At 70.1% G+C, this 21,867-nt stretch carries 22 protein-coding genes; 2 read left to right on the top strand and 20 right to left on the bottom strand.

All coding sequences use genetic code 11. The features are described 5' to 3' along the window. Nucleotides 1-94: 94 nt before the first annotated feature. Nucleotides 95-646 carry a hypothetical protein gene (locus ACFZCY_RS44810; protein ID WP_391187489.1) on the bottom strand — a complete coding sequence of 184 codons (552 nt, stop codon included), beginning with the start codon at nucleotides 644-646 and terminating at the stop codon, nucleotides 95-97. A 164-nt stretch (nucleotides 647-810) separates the two neighbouring features. Between ACFZCY_RS44810 and ACFZCY_RS44805 the strand changes: the two genes are divergently transcribed. Both ACFZCY_RS44805 and ACFZCY_RS44800 read left to right on the top strand, forming a co-directional pair. Continuing rightward, nucleotides 811-2,004, top strand: a complete 1,194-nt coding sequence (locus ACFZCY_RS44805; protein WP_391187486.1) for a histidine kinase — start codon at nucleotides 811-813, stop codon at nucleotides 2,002-2,004. Then, a complete protein-coding gene (locus tag ACFZCY_RS44800) occupies nucleotides 2,001-2,693 on the top strand; it encodes a response regulator (RefSeq protein ID WP_391187484.1) in 693 nt (230 codons plus the stop codon). The genes ACFZCY_RS44805 and ACFZCY_RS44800 overlap by 4 nt, the downstream gene beginning before the upstream one ends. A gap of 9 nt (nucleotides 2,694-2,702) precedes the next feature. Here ACFZCY_RS44800 and ACFZCY_RS44795 read toward each other — a convergent pair whose 3' ends face one another. The 19 genes from ACFZCY_RS44795 to rho form a co-directional block, all read right to left on the bottom strand. Then, complete coding sequence (locus tag ACFZCY_RS44795) at nucleotides 2,703-3,152, bottom strand: DUF2550 domain-containing protein (RefSeq protein WP_361476316.1); 450 nt, start codon at nucleotides 3,150-3,152, stop codon at nucleotides 2,703-2,705. A 120-nt stretch (nucleotides 3,153-3,272) separates the two neighbouring features. Next, nucleotides 3,273-3,650, bottom strand: coding sequence for a F0F1 ATP synthase subunit epsilon (locus ACFZCY_RS44790; protein WP_391187482.1), 378 nt, complete (start codon nucleotides 3,648-3,650; stop codon nucleotides 3,273-3,275). A 111-nt stretch (nucleotides 3,651-3,761) separates the two neighbouring features. Beyond that, nucleotides 3,762-5,204, bottom strand: coding sequence for a F0F1 ATP synthase subunit beta (gene atpD, locus ACFZCY_RS44785; RefSeq protein ID WP_391187480.1), 1,443 nt, complete (start codon nucleotides 5,202-5,204; stop codon nucleotides 3,762-3,764). A gap of 5 nt (nucleotides 5,205-5,209) precedes the next feature. Further along, on the bottom strand, nucleotides 5,210-6,124 hold the full coding sequence (locus ACFZCY_RS44780) for a F0F1 ATP synthase subunit gamma (RefSeq protein ID WP_361476310.1): 915 nt from the start codon (nucleotides 6,122-6,124) through the stop codon (nucleotides 5,210-5,212). A gap of 2 nt (nucleotides 6,125-6,126) precedes the next feature. After that, nucleotides 6,127-7,698, bottom strand: a complete 1,572-nt coding sequence (gene atpA / locus ACFZCY_RS44775) for a F0F1 ATP synthase subunit alpha (RefSeq protein ID WP_391187477.1) — start codon at nucleotides 7,696-7,698, stop codon at nucleotides 6,127-6,129. Between the two features lie 89 nt (nucleotides 7,699-7,787). After that, nucleotides 7,788-8,603, bottom strand: a complete 816-nt coding sequence (locus ACFZCY_RS44770; protein WP_391187476.1) for a F0F1 ATP synthase subunit delta — start codon at nucleotides 8,601-8,603, stop codon at nucleotides 7,788-7,790. Continuing rightward, on the bottom strand, nucleotides 8,600-9,160 hold the full coding sequence (locus ACFZCY_RS44765; RefSeq protein ID WP_391187474.1) for a F0F1 ATP synthase subunit B: 561 nt from the start codon (nucleotides 9,158-9,160) through the stop codon (nucleotides 8,600-8,602). The genes ACFZCY_RS44770 and ACFZCY_RS44765 overlap by 4 nt, the downstream gene beginning before the upstream one ends. 43 nt (nucleotides 9,161-9,203) lie before the next feature. Next, nucleotides 9,204-9,452 (bottom strand): ATP synthase F0 subunit C, encoded by a 249-nt coding sequence (gene atpE / locus ACFZCY_RS44760; RefSeq protein WP_055547701.1) that lies wholly within the window; start codon nucleotides 9,450-9,452, stop codon nucleotides 9,204-9,206. A gap of 78 nt (nucleotides 9,453-9,530) precedes the next feature. Beyond that, complete coding sequence (atpB, locus tag ACFZCY_RS44755) at nucleotides 9,531-10,340, bottom strand: F0F1 ATP synthase subunit A (RefSeq protein WP_391187471.1); 810 nt, start codon at nucleotides 10,338-10,340, stop codon at nucleotides 9,531-9,533. A 264-nt stretch (nucleotides 10,341-10,604) separates the two neighbouring features. Continuing rightward, nucleotides 10,605-11,060: a hypothetical protein gene (locus ACFZCY_RS44750; protein ID WP_391187469.1), complete on the bottom strand. Its 456-nt coding sequence runs from the start codon at nucleotides 11,058-11,060 to the stop codon at nucleotides 10,605-10,607. 232 nt (nucleotides 11,061-11,292) lie between these two features. Continuing rightward, nucleotides 11,293-12,663, bottom strand: coding sequence for an MraY family glycosyltransferase (locus ACFZCY_RS44745; RefSeq protein ID WP_391187467.1), 1,371 nt, complete (start codon nucleotides 12,661-12,663; stop codon nucleotides 11,293-11,295). A gap of 358 nt (nucleotides 12,664-13,021) precedes the next feature. Continuing rightward, nucleotides 13,022-14,287, bottom strand: coding sequence for a serine hydroxymethyltransferase (gene glyA, locus ACFZCY_RS44740; protein ID WP_391187491.1), 1,266 nt, complete (start codon nucleotides 14,285-14,287; stop codon nucleotides 13,022-13,024). Nucleotides 14,288-14,368: 81 nt separating this feature from the next. Continuing rightward, nucleotides 14,369-15,031: a low molecular weight phosphatase family protein gene (locus ACFZCY_RS44735; protein WP_009715055.1), complete on the bottom strand. Its 663-nt coding sequence runs from the start codon at nucleotides 15,029-15,031 to the stop codon at nucleotides 14,369-14,371. Beyond that, nucleotides 15,028-15,675, bottom strand: coding sequence for an L-threonylcarbamoyladenylate synthase (locus ACFZCY_RS44730; protein WP_014054918.1), 648 nt, complete (start codon nucleotides 15,673-15,675; stop codon nucleotides 15,028-15,030). Before ACFZCY_RS44730 ends, ACFZCY_RS44735 begins: the two co-directional genes overlap by 4 nt. A gap of 46 nt (nucleotides 15,676-15,721) precedes the next feature. Further along, a complete protein-coding gene (gene prmC, locus ACFZCY_RS44725; protein WP_055547728.1) occupies nucleotides 15,722-16,567 on the bottom strand; it encodes a peptide chain release factor N(5)-glutamine methyltransferase in 846 nt (281 codons plus the stop codon). A gap of 42 nt (nucleotides 16,568-16,609) precedes the next feature. Next, nucleotides 16,610-17,680: a peptide chain release factor 1 gene (gene prfA / locus ACFZCY_RS44720; RefSeq protein WP_391187463.1), complete on the bottom strand. Its 1,071-nt coding sequence runs from the start codon at nucleotides 17,678-17,680 to the stop codon at nucleotides 16,610-16,612. 172 nt (nucleotides 17,681-17,852) lie between these two features. Then, on the bottom strand, nucleotides 17,853-18,077 hold the full coding sequence (gene rpmE, locus ACFZCY_RS44715; RefSeq protein ID WP_055547732.1) for a 50S ribosomal protein L31: 225 nt from the start codon (nucleotides 18,075-18,077) through the stop codon (nucleotides 17,853-17,855). 160 nt (nucleotides 18,078-18,237) lie between these two features. Further along, complete coding sequence (locus ACFZCY_RS44710; protein WP_391187460.1) at nucleotides 18,238-19,371, bottom strand: LCP family protein; 1,134 nt, start codon at nucleotides 19,369-19,371, stop codon at nucleotides 18,238-18,240. 327 nt (nucleotides 19,372-19,698) lie between these two features. After that, a complete protein-coding gene (gene rho / locus ACFZCY_RS44705) occupies nucleotides 19,699-21,846 on the bottom strand; it encodes a transcription termination factor Rho (RefSeq protein WP_391187458.1) in 2,148 nt (715 codons plus the stop codon). Nucleotides 21,847-21,867 lie beyond the last annotated feature (21 nt).

Below are 21,867 nucleotides of genomic sequence, written 5' to 3'. Positions count from 1 at the left end.
ACCCCCCAGGTCATCCCTTCGACAGGGGGGAACAGTCATGCCGGGCCCGGAGGCCAGCGGTCCCCTTGCAGGACCGCGAAGAAGATAACGGGGGCTACCCCGTGGCGGAGTCGGAGCGTTCGCGCTTGGGCCAGAGGGTGTAGCTCAGCGCGATGATCACGTTGATGCCGATCACGAACAGCATCTTCCCCTGCCAGTCGCGCAGCGAGCCGATGTCGCCGTCGTCGCCGACGTACCAGATCGCCGCCTGCAGCAGCGCCATCGCGATGACCGCCGCCAGGATCCAGCGGGCGGCGGTCTTCCATTCGTGGGCCGCGCGCGCCATGCCGTACTTCGGCGGCTTCACCGGCGGCGGGCCGCCGAAGAAGCGGTGGGCCACCCTCGCGTCGACCCACGTGATCGTCTGGTGGCCCAGGGCGATCGAGAAGCCGATGTAGGCGGCGGCGATGCCGTGCTTGACGTCCGGTTCGGCGCCGTTCTTCAGGTCGATCGCCGTCGCCACGAACAGCACCAGCTCCAGCAGCGGTTCGCACAGCAGCACGGCCACGCTCGCACGCGGCATCCTGGCGGCGTACCGCAGCGCGAGCCCCACGGCCAGCAGGACCCAGAAGCCGACCTCACAGGCGATGATCAGCGCGACGATCACGGTTCGCTCCTCTCCGTTCCTCCTCCCCACCGTTCCGTGCGATCGGGGCCTTCGCCTCGTCGCCCGTGACGAGACCCGGGTGCATCCTTCGATGTACGACGGGTGCGAGGAGGACCGACCCCGAGGGGAGGCCCGGGCCGCGTGCCGCATGCTGTGATGGAGCCATGCCTGCCCGCCCCCACCGCGACGACATGCTGATCGGCCTCACCGGGGTGCTCGGCGGGGTGCTGCTGTGGGCGCTGGGGCTGCACAACAATCCGCCGTTCTTCGGTACGCCCCAGTGGCCCGGGCTGGTCGCCCTGGCCGTCATCTCGGGGGCGGAGCTGCTGCGGCGTACCGCGCCGGTCGTGGGGCTCGGCATCGGGACCGTCGCCGTGGCCGTGGACCTGTGCAGCGGCGGGCTGGCCGCGACGCTCCTGATGTACACGGACCTGATCTACGCGTGCGTCATGTACGGCACCCCCGCCACCGCCCGCCGCGTCCCCCGGCTGTGCGTGCTGGCCACGGCGCTGGCGACGGCCGTGCCGCTGGCGGTCTTCCAGGAGCCCGAGACGCTGCTGATCGGCATGCTGGTCGCGGTGTTCACCATCAGCCCGGCGTGGACCGGGGTGCTGGTCCGCAACCACCGGGAGGAGGCCGCGGCCGAGCGGCTGCGCGCCGAGCAGACCGCGCTGCTGGCCGAGTTGGACCGCCGGGAGGCGGTCACCGCCGAGCGGGCCCGGATGGCCCGCGAGTTGCACGACATGGTGGCCAACCACCTCTCCGCGATCGCCATCCACTCCACCGCCGCCCAGTCGCTCAAGGACCCGGCCGCGACGGAGGAGGCGCTCGGGGTCATCCGGGAGAACAGCGTGCGCGGACTGGCCGAGATGCGGCGGCTGATCGGGCTGCTGCGGGACACGCGCGACGCGGACCGGCCGTCCGCCGCGCCCACCCTCGACGCGCTGGACACCCTGCTGGAGCAGGCCAGGAGCACCAGTTCACCGGGCGGGCAGGACTTCGTCCTGTACGACGAACGCCCGGCGGGCTCCGCCCCGCTGCCCGCCCCGGTCGAACTCGCCGCGTACCGCATCGTCCAGGAGTCGCTGACCAACGCCCTCAAGCACGCCGGGCCCGGCAGGGTGGACGTGACGCTGACGCAGCTCCCCTGCGGTGCGGACGGTGCCCTGGAGGTCCGGGTGACCAGCCCGTACGGCGAGCGCCCCGCGCCCCGGGCGCCCGGCTCCGGCACCGGGCTGATCGGGATGCGGGAACGCGTGACGCTGCTCGGCGGCACCCTCGACGCGGGGCCCGCCCCCGGCCCCTCCGGCACGGTGTGGCGGGTCCGGGCCGCCCTCCCCCTGGGGGACAAGGCATGACGACCATCCACAACCGCACAGGAGTCGCGGTGAATCCGAAACCCGAGGAACCCATCCGGGTGCTCGTCGCCGAGGACCAGGCCGCGGTCCGCTCCGGGCTCGTGCTCATCCTGCGCTCGGCGCCCGGCATCGAGGTGGCCGGCGAGGCCGCCGACGGCGAGGAGGCCGTGGCACGGGCCCGGGCGCTCCGCCCCGACGTGGTGCTGATGGACGTCCAGATGCCCCGGCTCGACGGGGTCTCCGCGACCCGTCAGGTGGTCGCCGAGGGGCTGGCGGACGTGCTGGTGCTGACCACGTTCGACCTGGACGAGTATGTCTTCGGGGCGCTGCGCGCCGGGGCGGCCGGGTTTCTGCTCAAGGACAGCGACGCGGCACGGCTGGTCGAGGCGGTCCGTACGGTCGCGCGCGGTGAGGGGCTGATCGCGCCCGCGGTGACCCGTCGGCTGATCGCGGAGTTCGCCAGATCCGGCGCCGGGACGGCGGCTGATCCCGCCGTGCTCGCCGCGCTCACCCCGCGCGAGCGCGAGGTGCTGGGCTGTCTGGGCCGGGGGATGTCGAACGCGCAGATCGCGACGCACCTGACCATGGCGGAGGCGACGGTGAAGACCCACGTCAGCCGGCTGCTCGGCAAGCTGGACCTGCGCAGCCGGGTCCAGGCGGCCGTTCTGGCGCAGGAATTGGGGGTATGACGGAACCCTCTAGGCGACGTTGACGCGCTGGCCGGGCGGGGCGGCCTCCAGCCAGGCCAGGAAGCCGGTCAGGGCGTCGTCGCTCATCGCCAGCTCCAGCCGCGTACCGCTGTGACGGCAGGCCAGGATCACCGCGTCGGAGAGCAGGGCCAGCTCTTCCTCGCCCTTGGGGGTACGCCGCTCCAGCACCTCGATCGAGGCGCGCTCGAGCGTCCGCCGAGGCCGGAACGCGTACGAGAAGACCCGGAACCACTCGATCCGGTCACCGTTGTAGCGGGCGATCCCGTACACCCACCCCTTACCGCTGGGCTCCGCCTCGGGTCCGGGCGCGCCCCAGCGCATGGAACAGTCGAAGGTGCCGCCGGACCGCTGGATCAGCCGCCGCCGCAGCCCGAAGACGAAGAGTCCCGCCACCACCAGCGCGACGACCACGCCGCTCACGAGCAGAGCGAGGACCATCTTCACCGACCTCCTCGCCTCATCCGGAAAAACCGCACCTGCATCGCCTCAGCCGCGGACCGCTGAAGAGGAGCTCCAGCGAGGTCCGCGGCTGAGGTTTTCCGACCGTACGTGACAGGCTCAGTGCACTCCCGCCACCGCACGCAGCCGGACGTCGGCGCGCCGCTCGGCGGCGGCGTCCGCCGCCGACTTGGCGCGCTCCAGCGCCCGCTCCGCGCGCTTGACATCGATTTCGTCGGACAGCTCCGCGATCTCGGCCAGCACCGAGAGCTTGTCGTCCGCGAACGAGATGAACCCGCCGTGCACCGCGGCGACGACCGTCCCGCCCTCGCTCGTACGGATGGTCACCGGGCCGGACTCCAGCACACCGAGCAGCGGCTGGTGGCCGGGCATGACGCCGATGTCACCCGATGTGGTGCGCGCGATGACCAAGGTGGCCGTGCCGGACCAGACACTACGGTCCGCCGCGACCATCTCGACGTGCAGCTCAGCAGCCAACGTGGCTCCTCGGGTCTGAAACCTGCCGGGGACGGCAGGGCTTTCGTCAAAGAATAACGGGCGTACGGAGAGGGGCGGGACCGGGCCCACCCCTCTCCGGAGCTAGGACGCTCAGGAGACGCCCAGCTCCTTGGCCTTCGCCTTCAGGTCGTCCAGGCCACCGCACATGAAGAACGCCTGCTCCGGGAAGTGGTCGAACTCACCGTCGGCGATCGCGTTGAACGCGGCGATCGACTCGTCCAGCGGCACGTCCGATCCGTCGAGACCGGTGAACTGCTTCGCCGCGTGGGTGTTCTGCGACAGGAAGCGCTCGATGCGGCGGGCGCGGAAGACGGTGAGCTTGTCCTCCTCGCCGAGCTCGTCGATGCCCAGGATGTTGATGATGTCCTGGAGGTCCTTGTACTTCTGCAGGATCGACTTCACGCGCGAGGCGCAGTCGTAGTGGTCCTGCGAGATGTAGCGCGGGTCCAGGATCCGGGACGTCGAGTCCAGCGGGTCCACCGCCGGGTAGATGCCCTTCTCCGAGATCGGCCGGGAGAGCACCGTGGTCGCGTCGAGGTGCGCGAAGGTGGTCGCCGGGGCCGGGTCGGTGAGGTCGTCCGCGGGGACGTAGATCGCCTGCATCGAGGTGATCGAGTGACCGCGGGTCGAGGTGATGCGCTCCTGGAGGATGCCCATCTCGTCGGCCAGGTTCGGCTGGTAGCCCACCGCAGAGGGCATGCGGCCGAGCAGGGTCGAGACCTCGGAACCGGCCTGGGTGAAGCGGAAGATGTTGTCGATGAAGAACAGCACGTCCTGCTTCTGCACATCGCGGAAGTACTCCGCCATGGTCAGACCGGCCAGGGCGACGCGCAGACGGGTGCCCGGGGGCTCGTCCATCTGGCCGAAGACCAGCGCGGTCTGCGGGAGCACGCCGGACTCGGCCATCTCCTCGATCAGGTCGTTGCCCTCACGGGTGCGCTCGCCGACACCGGCGAACACGGAAACGCCCTCGTGCAGCTTGGCCACACGCATGATCATTTCCTGGATGAGGACGGTCTTGCCGACGCCCGCGCCGCCGAACAGACCGATCTTGCCGCCCTTGACGTACGGGGTCAGCAGGTCGACGACCTTCAGGCCGGTCTCGAACATCTCGGTCTTGGACTCGAGCTGGTCGAACGCCGGGGCCTTGCGGTGGATGGACCAGCGCTCGGTGACCTCGGACTCGGCCTCGGGCTCGTTGAGGATCTGCCCGAGGGTGTTGAACACCCGGCCCTTGGTGACGTCGCCGACGGGCACGGTGATGCCCGCGCCGGTGTCGGTCACCGGGGCCTGGCGGACCAGGCCGTCGGTGGGCTGCATGGAGATGGAGCGCACCAGGCCCTCGCCGAGGTGCTGCGCGACCTCGAGGGTCAGGGTCTTCTTCGCCCCGTCCTCGGCCGGGTCGGCGATCTCGACGTGCAGCGCGTTGTAGATCTCCGGCATCGCGTCGACGGGGAACTCCACGTCGACGACCGGGCCGATGACCCGCGCGACGCGGCCCGTCGCCGTGGCCGTCTCAACAGTGGTGGTCATAGTTGTCAGTCACTCCCCGCAGAGGCGTCGGCCAGAGCGCTCGCGCCACCGACGATCTCGCTGATTTCCTGGGTGATGTCGGCCTGGCGGGCCGCGTTGGCAAGCCGCGTGAGCGACTTGATGAGTTCATCGGCATTGTCGGTCGCCGACTTCATCGCCCGCCGGGTGGCCGCGTGCTTGGAGGCGGCGGCCTGCAGCAGGGCGTTGTAGATCCGAGACTCGACGTACCGCGGCAGCAGGGCGTCGAGGACGTCCTCGGCCGACGGCTCGAACTCGAAGAGCGGCAGCAGCTCGCCCTTCTTCTCCTGCTCCTCCGCCTGCTCCTCGAGGCTGAGCGGCAGCAGCCGGTCCTGGACCGGGGTCTGCGTCAGCATCGAGACGAACTCGGTGAACACGATGTGCAGCTCGTCCACGCCGCCGTCGGCCGTCTCCTGGAGCACGGCCTCGATCAGCGGTCCGGCGATCTTCTTGGCATCGGCGTAGGTCGGGTTGTCGGTGAAGCCCGTCCACGACTCCGTGACCTTGCGCTCACGGAAGGCGTAGTAGGCGACGCCCTTGCGGCCGACGATGTAGGTGTCGACCTCCTTGCCCTCGCCGGTGAGCCGCTCGGTGAGCTGCTCGGCCGCCTTGATGACGTTGGAGGAGTAGCCGCCCGCGAGTCCGCGGTCGCTCGTGATGAGCAGCACCGCGGCGCGGGTCGGGTTCTTGGCCTCCGTGGTCAGCGCGTGCTGGGTGGTGGAGCCCTTGGCCACGGCGCCGACCGCGCGGGTCAGCTCGGTGGCGTACGGGGTCGACGCGGCCACCTGGCGCTGCGCCTTGACGACGCGCGAGGCGGCGATCATCTCCATCGCCTTGGTGATCTTCTTGGTCGCGGAGACGGACTTGATCCGCCTCTTGTAGACCTTGACCTGGGCACCCATACTCAGCCCTCGCCCAGCAGCTTGCCGTCCGAGGTCTCGAACTGCTTCTTGAAGCCGTCGACGGCCTCGCCCAGCGCCGCGATCGTGTCGTCGGACATCTTGCCGCCCTCGACGATGCTGGTCAGCAGCCCCTTGTGCTCACGGTGCAGGTAGTCCAGCAGCTCACGCTCGAAGCGGCGGACGTCCTCCACGGGCACGTCGTCCATCTTGCCGTTGGTGCCGGCCCAGACGGAGACGATCTCGTCCTCGGTGGAGAACGGGGCGTACTGGCCCTGCTTCAGCAGCTCGACCATGCGCGCACCGCGCTCCAGCGACGCCTTCGAGGCCGCGTCCAAGTCGGAACCGAAGGCGGCGAACGCCTCCAGCTCACGGTACTGGGCGAGGTCCACGCGGAGCCGGCCGGAGACCTGGCGCATGGCCCGGTGCTGCGCGGAACCACCGACTCGGGAGACCGAGATACCGACGTTCAGGGCCGGCCGCTGACCGGCGTTGAACAGGTCGGACTCGAGGAAGCACTGACCGTCGGTGATGGAGATGACGTTGGTCGGAATGAACGCCGACACGTCGTTCGCCTTGGTCTCGACGATCGGCAGACCGGTCATCGAACCGGAGCCCATCTCGTCGGAGAGCTTGGCGCAGCGCTCCAGCAGCCGGGAGTGCAGGTAGAAGACGTCACCCGGGTAGGCCTCACGGCCCGGCGGGCGGCGCAGCAGCAGCGACACGGCGCGGTACGCGTCGGCCTGCTTGGACAGGTCGTCGAAGACGATCAGGACGTGCTTGCCCTCGTACATCCAGTGCTGACCGATGGCCGAGCCGGTGTAGGGCGCCAGGTACTTGAAGCCCGCCGGGTCGGACGCCGGGGCGGCGACGATCGTCGTGTACTCCAGCGCACCGGCCTCCTCCAGCGCGCCGCGCACGGACGCGATGGTGGAGCCCTTCTGGCCGACGGCGACGTAGATGCAGCGGACCTGCTTCTTCGGGTCGCCGGAGCGCCAGTTGTCACGCTGGTTGATGATCGTGTCGACGCACAGCGCGGTCTTGCCGGTCTGCCGGTCGCCGATGATCAGCTGACGCTGGCCGCGGCCGATCGGGGTCATGGCGTCGACGGCCTTGTAGCCGGTCTCCATCGGCTCGTGCACCGACTTGCGCTGCATCACCGTGGGGGCCTGCAGTTCGAGGGCTCGGCGGCCCTCGGTCTCGATCTCGCCGAGGCCGTCGATCGGGTTGCCCAGCGGGTCGACGACGCGGCCGAGGTAGCCCTCGCCGACGGCTACCGAAAGGACCTCGCCGGTGCGGTGCACCTGCTGGCCCTCCTCGATGCCGCTGAACTCGCCGAGGACAACGGCACCGATCTCGCGCTCCTCGAGGTTGAGGGCGAGGCCGAGGGTTCCGTCCTCGAACTTCAGCAGTTCGTTCGCCATGGCCGAGGGAAGACCCTCGACCCTCGCGATGCCGTCGCCGGCAACGCTGACCGTACCGACCTCCTCGCGCGAGGCCGCGTCCGGCTTGTACGCCTGGACAAAGTTCTCCAGCGCGTCCCGGATCTCCTCCGGCCGGATCGTGAGCTCCGCCATCTGGGTTCCCTGCTCTCCTTGTTGGGCCCGAAGTAAGTGACTACGGCCCAACTCGGGCCGCTTACATGCTTGTTGAGTTGGTGGCTGTATCAGCCGGCCATCCGCCGGCTCGCCTCTTCGAGGCGGTCCGCGATGGTCCCGTTGATGACCTCGTCGCCGACGCGCACGACGATCCCGCCGAGGACCTCCGGGTCCACGTCGAGATTGAGGTGCACCTGGTGTCCGTACAGTGCCGCCAGGGCGGCCCCGAGGCGCTCCTTCTGCCGGTCGCTGAGCGGCACCGCCGAGGTGACGACCGCGACCATCCGGTCCCGGCGCGCCGCGGCGAGCCTGGACAGCTCGTCGAGACCCGCCTCCAGGCTACGTCCGCGCGGCTGGGTCACAAGACGCACGACAAGCCGCTCGGTGACCCGGTCCGCCCGGCCGCCCAGCAGCTCGCGCACCAGTCCGGCCTTGGCCGTACCGCTCGCACGCCGGTCGGCCAGAGCCGACCGCAGCTCGGACGAGGAGGAGACGATCCGGCCGAACCGGAACAGCTCGTCCTCTACGTTGTCGAGGGTGCCGGCCCGCTGGGCCGCCACCAGGTCGGCGCTGCTCGCCAGCTCCTCGACCGCGTCCGCCAGGTCGCGCGAGCGCGACCAGCGGGAGCGGACCATGCCGGAGACCAGGTCGAGGGCCTCGCCGCCGACCTGCCCGCTCAGCAGGCGCCGGGCCAGTTCGGCCTTGCCCTCGCCGGACTGCGCCGGGTCGGTGAGGACCCGGCGCAGCGAGACCTCACGGTCGAGCAGCGCGGTGACGGCGGCCAGCTCGTCGGCGAGCTTCGCCGCGTCGACGGACGTGTTGTCCGTCAGCGCGTCGAAGCGCTCGCGCGCGGCAGCCAGTGCCTCCCTGCTCGCTCCGTTCATCGTCCGGCCTCGGCCTTCGAGCCGTCGGCCGCCTTGGCCTCGAGGTCGTCGAGGAAACGGTCGATGGTGCGGCTCTGCCGGGCGACGTCCTCGAGGGACTCGCCGACGATCTTGCCGGCCAGGTCGGTGGCGAGCTTGCCCACGTCCTGGCGCAGCGCCGTACCGGCCTGCTTGCGCTCGGCCTCGATCTGGGCGTGACCGGCGGCGACGATCTCCTCGCGCTGCCGCTGACCCTCCGCACGCATCTCCGCGATGAGCGCGGCACCCTGCTCCTGCGCCTCCTGGCGCAGTCGGGCGGCCTCGTGACGGGCGTCGGCGAGCTGGGCGCGGTAGTCCTCGAGGACCTGCTGCGCCTCGGCCTGAGTTGCCTCGGCCTTCTCCATTCCGCCCTCGATCGCCGCGCGGCGCTCGTCCAGAACACGGTTGATGTTCGGGAGGAGCTTCTTGGCGAAGAAGATGAAAACGATGGCGAAGGCGATCAGGCCGATGACAAGCTCTGGGATCGGCGGGATGAGCGGGTTCTCCTGCTCCTCCGCCAGGTGTACCAGGGCGTTCACATCATTGCCTTTCGTCGGATTCAGCTGGGCTTAGGCCGAAGCGTCAGCTGGTCGGGTAGACGAACGGCATAACCAGACCGATCAGGGCCAGCGCCTCACAGAGCACGAAGCCGAGGATCTGGTTGGCGCGGATCAGACCGGCAGCCTCGGGCTGGCGGGCCATGGCCTGGGTGCCGTTACCGAAGATGATGCCGACGCCGACACCGGGGCCGATCGCGGCGAGACCGTAACCGATCGAACCGAGGTTGCCCTTGAGCTGGACAGCGGCGAGGGACGTCTCGAGAGCGGACATGCCGTTTCTTCCTTCTCTTTCACGGACCGGTGGGGGTTGGCCACCGGACACCCTTTAGGACGGGAGCTGACGTGGTACTCAGTGGTGCTCGGCGAGAGCACCCTGGATGTAGCTGCAGGCCAGCAGGACGAAGACGTAGGCCTGAAGGGCCTGGATGAACAGCTCGAAGGCGGTCAGCAGGATGGTCATGACGAACGAGACGCTCGCATAGGCGATCCCGATGCCGTTCAGCAGGTACCAGCTGGCGATCGTGAAGATCAGCAGCAGCACGTGGCCCGCGAACATGTTGGCGAAGAGCCGGACGGCGTGGGTGAACGGCCGGATGACCAGGTTGGAGAGCAGTTCCAGCGCCATGACCACCGGCAGGACCCCGCCGAGCGACTTGTCGTAACCGGCGATGTTCTTCCAGCCACCGACGAAGCCGTGCTTCTTGAAGGTGAGGCTGACCCACAGGATGTAGACGATCGCCGCGAGTCCCGCAGGGAAGGCGATGATCGACGTCACCGGGAACTGGGCCAGCGGGACCACGGACCAGAGGTTCATGATCCAGATGAAGAAGAACAGGGAGACCATGAGGGGGACGTACTTGTCGCCCTCCTTCTTCCCCAGGGCCTCGTAGACGACGCCGCGGCGCACGAAGTCGTAGCCCGCCTCGCCGACCATCTGGAGCTTGCCGGGGACGACCTTGGCCTTCCCGAAGGCGGCCCAGAAGAACGCCACGACGACGACGGTCCCCAGCAGGGCCAGCAGCATCGGCTTGTTGAACTCGAAGCCGCCGATCGTCGCGATCGGCTCGAACGTGAACGAGTGAAGCCCTGGGGCCGGGAAGCCGCACCCGTCGAAGATGTGGCAATCGGTCTCGAAGGCGAGCGTCTGGTCAGGACTCACCGCGAGCTCCTTCAGCGTGGCGCATGGGTACGGCAACCTCGATGTGTCGGCGCGGCGCATGGCCACGGAACGGCACTGGACTGGTTCTTACGAATGTGGGGGCGGCTTGTGTGCACAAGACCGATGGGCTCACGGGCAGCAGCTGCATGGGCCGCCGATTCCGTCCCGTGGAATCCGGGGGTTCAGCCGCCTGCGCCCGCTGTGCCTCAGATGAAACCGGACGATAGCAGGTGAGCGCGGGCGTCTTTATAGCGGCCCTACAGATCACGGTGCGGACCCGGCGGGGGAGGCTTCCTTCTCCCTCGCCGGCTTCTGTTCGTCCTCGGCTTCCGGTTGCACGTAAAGAATCTTGGCCTTCATGTGAGCACGGGTCTGCGCCGCGATCCATGTCAGTGTCGCAGCAAGCAGGGAGAACGCGAACGCCCGGGTGTTGAAGAGGGTGGTGTCCTTGAAGACGGCCAGCAGCACGGCGATCAGCAGGAACTGCACCATGTAGAGGGCGAGCCCCATCATCTGGAACAGCTGCGGAAGGTACTTCGCGGTGCGCACGAGCACGATCAGGTCGATCGTCATGACCGCGGCCACGAGAACTGTCCCGAAAGCGGCCCCGATCGCGCCCTTTCCACCGGCGAGCACAGAACTGGCGGCAACGGCGACCACCCCGACCACGGCGGTGGGCACGGCGCAACTGAGCAGCGTTCTGGCGTCGTTGGACTGCATGAAGGGTTTCTCCGGCAAGAGTCGGAAGCAACGATTCGTCGTGGACGAGCGTATCCCCGGGGAAGGGAAGAACCTCACGGCGAAGGACCGTCGCACTACGGTCCTTGGGCTCTAGCACCGGGTTTAGTGAACGGTATCACAAACTATTTGATGAGGTCTTTACCCGTTCGATGTGCTGCACGTCACACGTGCGAGTGACGCGCTGCGTACGCGTTGACGCAGCGCGTCACTGTTACTGCGGAGTTCCGATCTTCCTGCGATGAGTGAAACGGGACCGGTCGCCGATCGCCGTGGCGCCGTTGAGCCCGGCGGACAGCGGCTCGGGCGCAACCGTCTCCGGCTGCCCCGGTTCACCCGCTTCGGACGCTTCGGCCGGCTCGGGTTCTTCCGCCCGGGCCGCCACCGGGGTGGTCACGGCCGTACGCTCCGTCGCGACCCGGCGGCGGTAACGGGGCGGAACGAACGACTCCGCCCACCGCGGCACGCGCGGGGTGAACCGCGGCAGCAGCAACAGCACCAGCCCCACCGCGCTCAGCACGACGATCGCGAGCACGAACCACACACCGGCCGAGTTCACCGAGTAGGCGACCGCGCCGAAGGCGATCAGCGCCGACCAGAAGTACATGATCAGCACGGCCCGGCTGTGCGAGTGGCCGATCTCCAGCAGCCGGTGGTGCAGATGGCCGCGGTCCGCCGCGAACGGCGACTGGCCGCGCCAGGTGCGCCGGACGATGGCGAGCACCAGGTCCGCGAAGGGCACCGCGATGACGGTGAGCGGCAGCAGCAGCGGGATGTAGACCGGCACGGTGGCGTGCACCGCCGCCGTCTCGGATCCGGCGAACAGCTTCATCGCGTCCGGGTCCACCTGGCCCGTGATGGAGATCGCACCCGCCGCGAGCACCAGCCCGATGAGCATCGAGCCCGAGTCGCCCATGAAGATCCGCGCGGGGTGGGCGTTGTGCGGCAGGAAGCCCAGGCACATGCCCATGAGGACGGCGGCGAACAGGGTCGCGGGGGCGGCGGCCTCCAGCCCGTAGCCGAACCAGATGCGGTACGCGTACATGAAGAACGCGGCGGCGGCGATGCACACCATGCCGGACGCCAAACCGTCCAGCCCGTCGACGAAGTTGACCGCGTTGATAGTGATGACGACCAGAGCCACCGTCAGCAGCGTGCCCTGCCAGGGCGTCAGTGAGACGGGTCCCACACCGGGCACCGGCAGCCACAGGATGGTCAGACCCTGGAGCACCATCACACCGGCGGCGATCATCTGGCCGCCCAGCTTGATGAGCGCGTCCACGCCCCACTTGTCGTCCAGCACGCCGAGCAGCCAGATGAGCCCGGCGCCGGAGAGCAGCGCGCGCGGCTCGTTGGACGACTCGAAGACGTCCTTGAGGTTCGTGAGGTGAGCGGCCACCAGCAACCCCGCGCAGAGGCCGCCGAACATGGCGATGCCTCCGAGTCGCGGAGTGGGCTCACGGTGCACATCGCGGGCCCGGATCTCCGGCATCGCACCAGCGGCGATGGCGAACTTCCGAACCGGCCCGGTGAGCAGATACGTCACCGCGGCCACGATGCACAGAGTCAGCAGGTATTCACGCACCTATTCCCCAGACGTCGCGAGGCAGATCAGGGCCACACCCTAGGAGACCTCACCCTAGCCTGCTCCGGTTCCCGATGTGCCGGGGACCGGCAGTGGCGCACGGTGTTCCACGGCCACCTCGCCGAACCTTCTGCGCATGTACGACAGATCCTCCAGCAACCCGGCGGAGGTGACCGGGCGCGCCCGCTTGGGTGTGGGCGTCGAGTGTGATGGTGCCCACGGTGGTCAGTCGTCATGGTCGCCGTCCCCGAGCTGTTCGACGGTGTCCAGCAGCCGGGCGAACGCCTTGTCGACCACCGGACCTCACCGCGACGCAAGGCCAACCCACTTCCTCCGCAAGGGAGTTCGCGGCGGATGATCACAGGGGGTACGGAGGAAAAGCGGCGGCCAGTTCCCTGACCTCCGCGCGCACCCCGCGCGTCCTGGGCGCGGATTCCTCCTCGCGCAGGGCGATCGTCAGCAGCGCGCCGATGCGTTCCATCTCCCCCATGCCCTGCGTCGTGACCGCCGCGCTGCCCAGCCGCAGCCCCCGGACGCAGCCGCCGGGTTCGGTGGCCGAGGCCAGCGCACAGGTGTCCAGGACGATCCCGGCGGCCGCGCAGCGGGCCTTCGCCGTACGTCCGTCGAGCCCCAGCGGGGACACATCGACGGTGATCATGTGGGTGTCGGTGCCGCCGGTGGCCACCGTCAGCCCCGCCGCGGCCAGCCCGTCGGCGAGGGTGCGCGCGTTGGTGACGACCTGCCGGGCGTACGCGGCGAACGCGGGCGTGGCGGCCTCGCCGAACGCCACCGCCTTGGCCGCCACCGTGTGCATCTGGGCGCCGCCCTGGGTGAAGGGGAACACGGCGCGGTCGACCCGCTCGGCCAGGTCCGCGCCGCACAGCAGCATGCCGCCGCGCGGCCCGCGCAGCACCTTGTGCGTGGTGGCGCACACCACGTCCGCGTACGGCACCGGGCTCGGCGCCGCCTTCCCGGCCACCAGGCCGATCGGGTGCGCGGCGTCGGCGACGAGATACGCGCCCACCTCGTCGGCGACGGCCCGGAAGGCGGCGTAGTCCGGATGACGGGGGTACGAGATCGAACCGCACACGATCGCCTTCGGGCGGTGGGCGAGCGCCAGCTCGCGCAGCCGGTCGTAGTCGATCAGCCCGGTGGCCGGGTCGACGCCGTAGCCGATGAAGTGGAACCAGCGGCCGGAGAAGTTCGCCGGGGAGCCATGGGTGAGGTGGCCGCCGTGCGGCAGCGCCATCGCCAGCACCGTGTCGCCGGGCCGCAGCAGCGCGGCGTACGCGGCGAGCACCGCGGAGGAGCCCGAATGCGGCTGCACATTGGCGTGGCTCGCGCCGAACAGCGCCGTCGCCCGGCCCTGGGCCACCCGCTCGGCGACATCGACCTGCTCGCAGCCGCCGTGGTGGCGGGCCCCGGGGTAGCCCTCGGCGTACTTGTTGGCCAGCGGCGAGGCCAGCGCGGCCAGCACGGCCCGCGAGGTGTGGTTCTCCGCGGCGATCAGCTGCAGACCGCCCCGGACGCGCTCCAGCTCGCTCATGATGATCCCGGCCAGCTCGGGGTCCTGCCGGGCCAGCTCGCCGAAGTCGGGTCCCCAGGGCACCGCGCTGACGGCCATCGCGTGCTCACATTCGTCGGGCGTCACCCCCAATGTAGGCCCGCAACCGAAGCAGCGCGCGCCGCGACCGGAGCCGGGGGGCTACGCCGGGGCCGGAACTCCCGTGAGAGCGGTGACGACCGGGTCCAGCGCCTGGTTGATCTCGTCGCCGATGGAGCGGAAGAAGGTGATGGGCGCCCCGTACGGGTCGTGCACCTCGTCCGCCTCCTCGTTCGGCGCCAGCAGCCAGCCGCGCAGCGCGGCCGCCGCCTGGACCAGGGAGCGGGCGCGCTCGACCACGCCGCCCGCCTCCTCCGGGTCGGGCAGCGTCGCGGGGTCTATGGCCCGTACCAGCCGGGTGAACTCCTTGAGCGTGAAGGTGCGCAGGCCCGCCGAGTGGCCCATCGAGATGACCTGGGCCCGGTGGTCGCGGGTCGCGGTCAGCACGAGGTCGGCGCGGATGACGTGCTCGTCCAGCAGCTCCCGGCCGAGGAAGCCGTCCGGGTCGGCGCCGAAGTCGGTCAGGACGGTGGCGGCGTGCGCCTCCATCGGCGCGCCCTCGTGGCCCCAGGTGCCGGCGCTCTCCACGATCAGCCCGCTGGTGCGGGCGGTGCCGAGCCGGTGGGTGAGGGCATGCCGGGTCAGCCGCTCGGTGATCGGCGAGCGGCAGACGTTGCCGGTGCTGACGTGGAGGATGCGGAACGAGGTCTCGGCGTGCTTCGCCCGGTGTTCCGCTATGCCACGGCCCGTCTCAGGGGCTGTCAATTCGCCACCTCGAGGTCGGGTACGACCTCACGGAGCTGCTCGGCGGTCAGCGCGCCCGCCCGCAGCAGCACCGGGACCTTGCCGGTGACGTCGACGATGGAGGAGGGCACCGCCGCCGGGGTCGGGCCGCCGTCGAGGTAGACCGAGACGGAGTCGCCCAGCATGTCCTGCGCGGCGTCGCAGTCCTGCGGGGACGGGTGTCCGGTGAGGTTGGCGCTGGAGACCGCCATCGGGCCGAAGTCGGTCAGCAGCTCGATCGCGACCGGGTGCAGCGGCATCCGTACCGCGACCGTGCCCCGGGTCTCGCCCAGGTCCCAGGTCAGCGACGGCTGGTGCCGGGCGACGAGGGTGAGCGCGCCGGGCCAGAAGGCGTCGACCAGTTCCCAGGCCATCTCGGAGAAGTCGGTGACCAGGCCGTGCAGGGTGTTCGGGGAGCCGACCAGGACGGGGGTGGGCATGTTGCGGCCCCGGCCCTTGGCCTCCAGCAGATCACCGACCGCCTCCGCGTTGAAGGCGTCCGCACCGATGCCGTAGACGGTGTCGGTGGGCAGCACGACCAGTTCGCCGCGGCGGACGGCGGACGCGGCCTCGCGCAGGCCGGTCTTGCGGTCGGTCGCGTCCCCGCAGTCGTATCGCCGTGCCATTATCGGTCCTCCTCGTACGTGGCCAGTGTGTGGTGCGGTGCCGCGGTCACGGCATGGCCTTCCGCGCGGTGGCGAATCGGGGCCGTTTGTTCAGGTCGGGGTGGTCGGCGGCGTCCGCCCAGCCACGCTCCTCCGTGAAGATCCACGGCACCTGGCCGCCCTGGGTGTCTGCGTGCTCGATGACGACGACGCCACCCGGGCGCAGCAGCCGGTGGGCCGTACGCTCCAGGCCGCGGATCACATCGAGGCCGTCCTCACCGGAGAAGAGCGCGAGCTGGGGGTCGTGGTCGCGCGCCTCCGGTGCCACGTACTCCCACTCGGTCAGCGGGATGTACGGGGGGTTGCTGATGACGAGGTCCACCTGCCCGTCCAGCTCGGGCAGGGCCGTCAACGCGTCTCCTCGCTGGAGAACGACGCGGGACCCCTCGACGTTCTTGCGGGCCCACTGCAGGGCGCCCTCGTCCAGCTCGACGGCGTGCACCCGGGAGCGGGGCACCTCCTGGGCGAGGGCCAGGGCGATGGCTCCGGAGCCGGTGCACAGGTCGACGATGAGGGGTTCGACGACGTCCATGGCCCGGACCGCGTCTATGGCCCAGCCGACGACCGACTCGGTCTCCGGGCGGGGGACGAAGACGCCGGGGCCGACCTGGAGCTCCAGGTAGCGGAAGAAGGCGCGGCCGGTGATGTGCTGCAGGGGTTCGCGGGCCTCGCGGCGGGCGACCGCCTCCCAGTAGCGGGCGTCGAAGTCGGCGTCGGGGACGCCGTGCAGCTCCCCCCGCTTGACGCCGTGCACGAAGGCGGCCAGCTCCTCCGCGTCGAAGCGCGGGGAGGGCACGCCCGCGTCAGCCAGCCGCTGGGTGGCCTGGGCCACCTCGGCGAGCAGCACATTCACTGAATTTTCCTCCAGCCGGTCCGTAGTTGCGAAGAGGAAGTCCTACTGGGCCGCCGCGAGCTTCGCCGCCGCGTCGGCGTCGACGCACGCCTGGATGACGGGCGCCAGCTCTCCGTCGAGCACCTGATCCAGGTTGTACGCCTTGAAACCGACCCGGTGGTCCGAAATGCGGTTCTCCGGGAAGTTGTACGTACGGATGCGCTCGGAGCGGTCGACGGTGCGGACCTGGCTGCGGCGCGCGTCCGACGCCTCCCGCTCGGCCTCCTCCTGGGCGGCGGCCAGCAGCCGCGAGCGCAGGATGCGCAGCGCCTGCTCCTTGTTCTGGAGCTGGCTCTTCTCGTTCTGGCAGGAGACGACGATGCCGGTGGGCAGGTGGGTGATGCGCACCGCGGAGTCGGTGGTGTTCACCGACTGCCCGCCCGGTCCCGAGGAGCGGTAGACGTCGATGCGCAGGTCGTTGGGGCCGATCTCGACCTCGACCTCCTCGGCCTCGGGCGTGACCAGCACACCGGCCGCGGAGGTGTGGATGCGGCCCTGGGACTCGGTCGCGGGCACCCGCTGCACGCGGTGCACCCCGCCCTCGTACTTCAGCCGGGCCCACACGCCCTGGCCGGGCTCGATGGTGCCCTTGGCCTTCACGGCCACCTGGACGTCCTTGTAGCCGCCGAGGTCGGACTCGTTGGCGTCGATGATCTCGGTCTTCCAGCCGATCCGCTCGGCGTACCGCAGATACATCCGCAGCAGGTCGCCGGCGAACAGCGCGGACTCCTCGCCGCCCTCGCCCGCCTTGACCTCGAGGATGACGTCCTTGTCGTCGCTGGGGTCGCGCGGGACCAGCAGCAGCCGCAGCTTGTCGGTCAGCTCCGCGCGGCGCAGCTCCAGCTCCTTGACCTCGTCGGCGAAGTCCGGATCGTCCTGGGCCAGCTCCTGGGCCGTCCCGATGTCGTCCCCGGCCTGCTTCCAGTCGCGGTAGGTGCCGATGATCGGCGTCAGCTCGGCGTAGCGCTTGTTGAGCCGCTTCGCCTCGCGCTGGTCGGCGTGGACCGCGGGGTCGGCGAGCCGCTTTTCGAGGTCGGCGTGTTCGCCGATCAGTTCCTCGACCGCCTCGAACATGAGGGCTCCCTGGGTGGGTCTGCGTGGACGCGGGGGGGTACGGGCCGGACGCGACGGCCGACGGGCCAATCGACGGGCCGCGTGGCGGACCGGGCGACGGGTCGGCCGACGCAAAACGCCGGTCCGGTCGCCCCTGCGCGGGGGCGACCGAGGACCGGCGCCGTGCGGGTCGCTACTTCTTGGCGGACCCGGCGTTCTTGCCGAAGCGGGCCTCGAACCGCGCCACACGGCCACCGGTGTCGAGGATCTTCTGCTTGCCCGTGTAGAACGGGTGGCACTCGGAGCAGATGTCGGCACGGACGGTGCCGCCGCTCATGGTGCTGCGGGTGGTGAAGGACGCGCCACAGGTGCAGCTGACCTGGGTCTCGACGTACTCGGGGTGGATGTCGCGCTTCAAGGGATTCTCCTGGTTTCTCGGGAGGGCTCCGGGTCGACGGGCGGGTTTGCACGTCGTGAACCGGGGCCGACGATCCAGTTTGCCAGCACTGGCCGCATCCCCCAAAACCGGGGGTGGGGCCGGGATATTCCCGGCCCCGTCCGACATCCGCCGCGTGGTCCTACTTGACCACCTTGCCGGCGTCGTTCGCGTCGCCCGCGGACCCCTTGGTGGCGGCCGCCGGGATCGGCTGGTCCGCGCGCAGCGCCTTCCAGATCAGCCTGGTCTTGGACTCCATGGGCAGCACCCGGGCCGGGTCGTTCGGGTCGTACTGGACGGGCAGCGTGGTCATCTTCATGTTGCCCGAGCCGATGCCCTGGAGGCTCTTGGCGAAGCCCGACAGCTTGTTGACCGAGGCCAGCTCCGAGTCGGTGGTGAGCGCCTTGGTGGAGGTGTTCGCGAGGTCGTACAGCTTCTTCGGGTTGCCGAAGAGGTCGACGTGCTTGATCTGGTCCAGGAGCGCCTTGACGAACGCCTGCTGGAGCTTGATCCGGCCGAGGTCGCTGCCGTCGCCGACGCCGTGCCGGGTCCGCACCAGGCCCAGCGACTGCTCGCCGTTGAGGGTGTGCGGGCCCGCGTCCAGGTCGAGGTGGCTCTTGGGGTCGTGGATCGGCTGGGTGGTGGTGATGTCGACGCCGCCGAGGTCGTCGATCAGCTGCTGGAAGCCGGAGAAGTCGACCTCGAGGAAGTGGTCCATGCGTATGCCGCTCATGGCCTCGACGGTCTTGATGGTGCAGGCCGGGCCGCCCGCCTCGTAGGCGCTGTTGAACATCGCCTCCTGGACGGCGGGGGTCTGCTTGCCGTCCTTGAGGCACGAGGGGCGGTGCACGAGCGTGTCGCGCGGGACGCTGATCACGCTGGCCTTCTTACGGCCCTTGTAGACGTGGACGATCATCGCGGTGTCGGAGCGCGAGGTGCCCTCGTCCGTGCCGTACTTGGCGTTCTTCCCGGCCCGGGAGTCGGAGCCGAGGACGAGGATGTCCATGGAGCCGTTGTCGACGTTCTTGGGGCGGTCGGACCCCAGGGCCGCGTTGACGTCGACGCCGGTGAGGTTGCCGTTGAGCTTGTAGTAGAGGTACCCGGCCCCGGCGCCGCCGAGGACCAGGACGGAGGCGACCGACAAGACGGTGATGTGCGTGGCCCTGCGGCGGGCGCTGGGCCGTTTCCGGCGGCGACCGGAGGGGCGGCTGGAGGCGCCTCCGCGGGCTCGGTGGCGGCCCGGGTTCACCGGCGTGCTCTGCTGGTCGTCAGCCATGTGCTCCTCAGTCCTCGTATCCCGGGTACCCCCTGCCGTCACGGTCAGGCGTGGCGTCGCGGATTCGACCTGACAGATGACAGGCCGAGCGCCAGGGTTGCATACGGAGTTCGGCTGGTTTTCATCTGGGCCGACCGGGGCGCCCTTCGTCCCGTTCGTCCGCCTTACCGCTCTCACCTGCGCTTTCGCAGGTGATAAGGGCATCGAGACCGTTCCGCGACTGTCCCTTTTGGTGTGGTTCACCTCTCACAAAAAACCGAGGCCTCCCCGCACTGCGGGGAGGCCTCGGTCGACGGAGCGTGATCGGCCCCTGGAGTCCGTACGCGGTCAGTCGCCGTTGTTGCCCGGGGTGGGCGTGGTCTTGGCGATCTGCATCAGGAACTCGGCGTTCGACTTCGTCTGCTTCATCTTGTCGAGCAGCAGCTCGATCGCCTGCTGCGAGTCGAGCGCGTGCAGCACCCGGCGCAGCTTCCAGACGATGTTCAGCTCCTCCGGCGCCAGCAGGATCTCTTCCTTACGGGTGCTCGACGGGTCGACGTCGACCGCCGGGAAGATGCGCTTGTCGGCGAGCTTCCGGTCGAGCTTGAGCTCCATGTTGCCGGTGCCCTTGAACTCCTCGAAGATCACCTCGTCCATGCGCGAGCCGGTCTCGACCAGCGCGGTGGCCAGGATGGTCAGCGAGCCGCCGTCCTCGATGTTCCGCGCGGCACCGAAGAACTTCTTCGGCGGGTACAGCGCGGTCGAGTCGACACCACCGGACAGGATGCGGCCGGAGGCCGGCGCCGCCAGGTTGTACGCGCGGCCCAGACGGGTGATGGAGTCCAGCAGCACGACCACGTCGTGGCCCAGCTCCACCAGCCGCTTGGCCCGCTCGATCGCCAGCTCGGCGACGGTGGTGTGGTCCTCGGCGGGACGGTCGAAGGTCGAGGAGATGACCTCGCCCTTGACCGAACGCTGCATGTCGGTGACCTCTTCCGGCCGCTCGTCGACGAGGACGACCATCAGATGGCACTCGGGGCTGTTGCGGGTGATCGCGTTGGCGATCGCCTGCATGATCATGGTCTTACCGGTCTTCGGCGGGGCCACGATCAGACCGCGCTGGCCCTTGCCGATCGGCGCGACCAGGTCGATGATCCGGGTCGTCAGGCCGCCGGCCTCGCTCTCCAGACGCAGCCGGTCCTGCGGGTAAAGCGGCGTCAGCTTGCCGAACTCGGGCCGCCCACGGCCGGTTTCGGGCGCCATGCCGTTGACCGAGTCGAGCCGCACCAGCGCGTTGAACTTCTCGCGGCGCTCGCCCTCGCGCGGCTGGCGGACCGCACCGGTGACGTGGTCGCCCTTGCGCAGACCGTTCTTGCGGACCTGGGCGAGCGAGACGTACACGTCGTTCGGGCCCGGCAGGTAGCCGGAGGTCCGGATGAACGCGTAGTTGTCGAGGATGTCGAGGATGCCCGCGACCGGGATCAGGACGTCGTCCTCGGAGACCTGCGGCTCGTTGCCGAAGTCGTCACGGCCCCGGCGGCCACGGCGGTCGCGGTAGCGGCCGCGGCGCCCGCGGCGCCCGCCCTCGAAGTCGTCGTCCCCGTCGTCGGAGCGCTGCTGGCCCTGGCCGCGCCCGTCGCGCTGCTGACGGCCGCCACCGCCCTGCTGGCCGTCGTCGCCCTTGCCGCCGCGGCCCCGGTCACGCTGGCCGCCGCGCTCACGGCGGTCGCCCTTCTGGCCGCGCTCCTGGCGGTCCTGACGGTCGCCGCCCTTGGCGCCCTTGCCCTCGGCGGTGTCCGCCGCCGCGTCACCCTTGGCCTCGGAGCGGGCCGAGGTGTCGGTCCGGGTCTCCGTGCGGGTGTCGACCGCGGTGGCCGTGCCCCCCGCCTCGGCGGTGGCGGTGGCGGGCGCGGTCGCCCGGCGGCGACGGCGCTCACCGGCCGGCTGCTCGTCGGCGGCCGACTCCCCGGTCTGGCCCGGGATGTCGATCTGCGCTTGCGCTGCGGCCTTGTCCGCCTTGCCGCCCTTACCGCCCTTGCCGGACTTCTCGGCATCCGCGGCCTGGTCGGCCTTCTCGTCCTTGGCGGCCTTGTCGGTCTTCTCCTGCTTACCCGCGTCCGCGCTGTCGTCGCCCGTACGGGCCTTGGAGGTCGCGCGGCGCTTCGGCTTGGTCCCCCCCTCGGCGGCGGACGGGGCGGCCTCGGAGCCCTGGGCTCCGCCGCCGGATGCGGCCTGCTTCTCCTTGATGACCTCGATCAGCTGGCTCTTGCGCATCCGCGCGGTGCCCTTGATGCCCAGGCCCGAGGCGAGCTGCTGCAGCTCTGCCAAGACCATGGCGTCAAGGCCGGTGCCCGAGCGGCGTCGCCGCGGGGCAGTGCCAGTGGCAGCACCGGTGGCAGGCGCGGAAGCGTCCGTAGCGGGCGCGGCGGCATTGCCGACACCGCTGTCGGAGGTGCCGGAGGCGTTCACGCCCATCAGATCGGTGGTGTCGCTCACGAAGGGTCCTTCCCTGGAGCG

Origin of the sequence: Streptomyces sp. NPDC007983, assembly GCF_042958345.1 — a bacterium.
Lineage (GTDB): Bacteria > Actinomycetota > Actinomycetes > Streptomycetales > Streptomycetaceae > Streptomyces.
This window is presented reverse-complemented; position numbering and strand designations above follow the sequence as displayed.

Coding starts and splice junctions, on each gene's coding strand:
- ACFZCY_RS44710 (WP_391187460.1), bottom strand. CDS start 19,371: ATGGCTGACGACCAGCAGAGCACGCCGGTGAACCCGGGCCGCCACCGA.
- atpD (WP_391187480.1), bottom strand. CDS start 5,204: ATGACCACCACTGTTGAGACGGCCACGGCGACGGGCCGCGTCGCGCGG.
- prfA (WP_391187463.1), bottom strand. CDS start 17,680: ATGTTCGAGGCGGTCGAGGAACTGATCGGCGAACACGCCGACCTCGAA.
- ACFZCY_RS44805 (WP_391187486.1), top strand. CDS start 811: ATGCCTGCCCGCCCCCACCGCGACGACATGCTGATCGGCCTCACCGGG.
- ACFZCY_RS44770 (WP_391187476.1), bottom strand. CDS start 8,603: ATGAACGGAGCGAGCAGGGAGGCACTGGCTGCCGCGCGCGAGCGCTTC.
- ACFZCY_RS44780 (WP_361476310.1), bottom strand. CDS start 6,124: ATGGGTGCCCAGGTCAAGGTCTACAAGAGGCGGATCAAGTCCGTCTCC.
- glyA (WP_391187491.1), bottom strand. CDS start 14,287: ATGGCCGTCAGCGCGGTGCCCTGGGGACCCGACTTCGGCGAGCTGGCC.
- ACFZCY_RS44795 (WP_361476316.1), bottom strand. CDS start 3,152: ATGGTCCTCGCTCTGCTCGTGAGCGGCGTGGTCGTCGCGCTGGTGGTG.
- atpA (WP_391187477.1), bottom strand. CDS start 7,698: ATGGCGGAGCTCACGATCCGGCCGGAGGAGATCCGGGACGCGCTGGAG.
- ACFZCY_RS44750 (WP_391187469.1), bottom strand. CDS start 11,060: ATGCAGTCCAACGACGCCAGAACGCTGCTCAGTTGCGCCGTGCCCACC.
- ACFZCY_RS44800 (WP_391187484.1), top strand. CDS start 2,001: ATGACGACCATCCACAACCGCACAGGAGTCGCGGTGAATCCGAAACCC.
- atpE (WP_055547701.1), bottom strand. CDS start 9,452: ATGTCCGCTCTCGAGACGTCCCTCGCCGCTGTCCAGCTCAAGGGCAAC.
- ACFZCY_RS44730 (WP_014054918.1), bottom strand. CDS start 15,675: ATGGCACGGCGATACGACTGCGGGGACGCGACCGACCGCAAGACCGGC.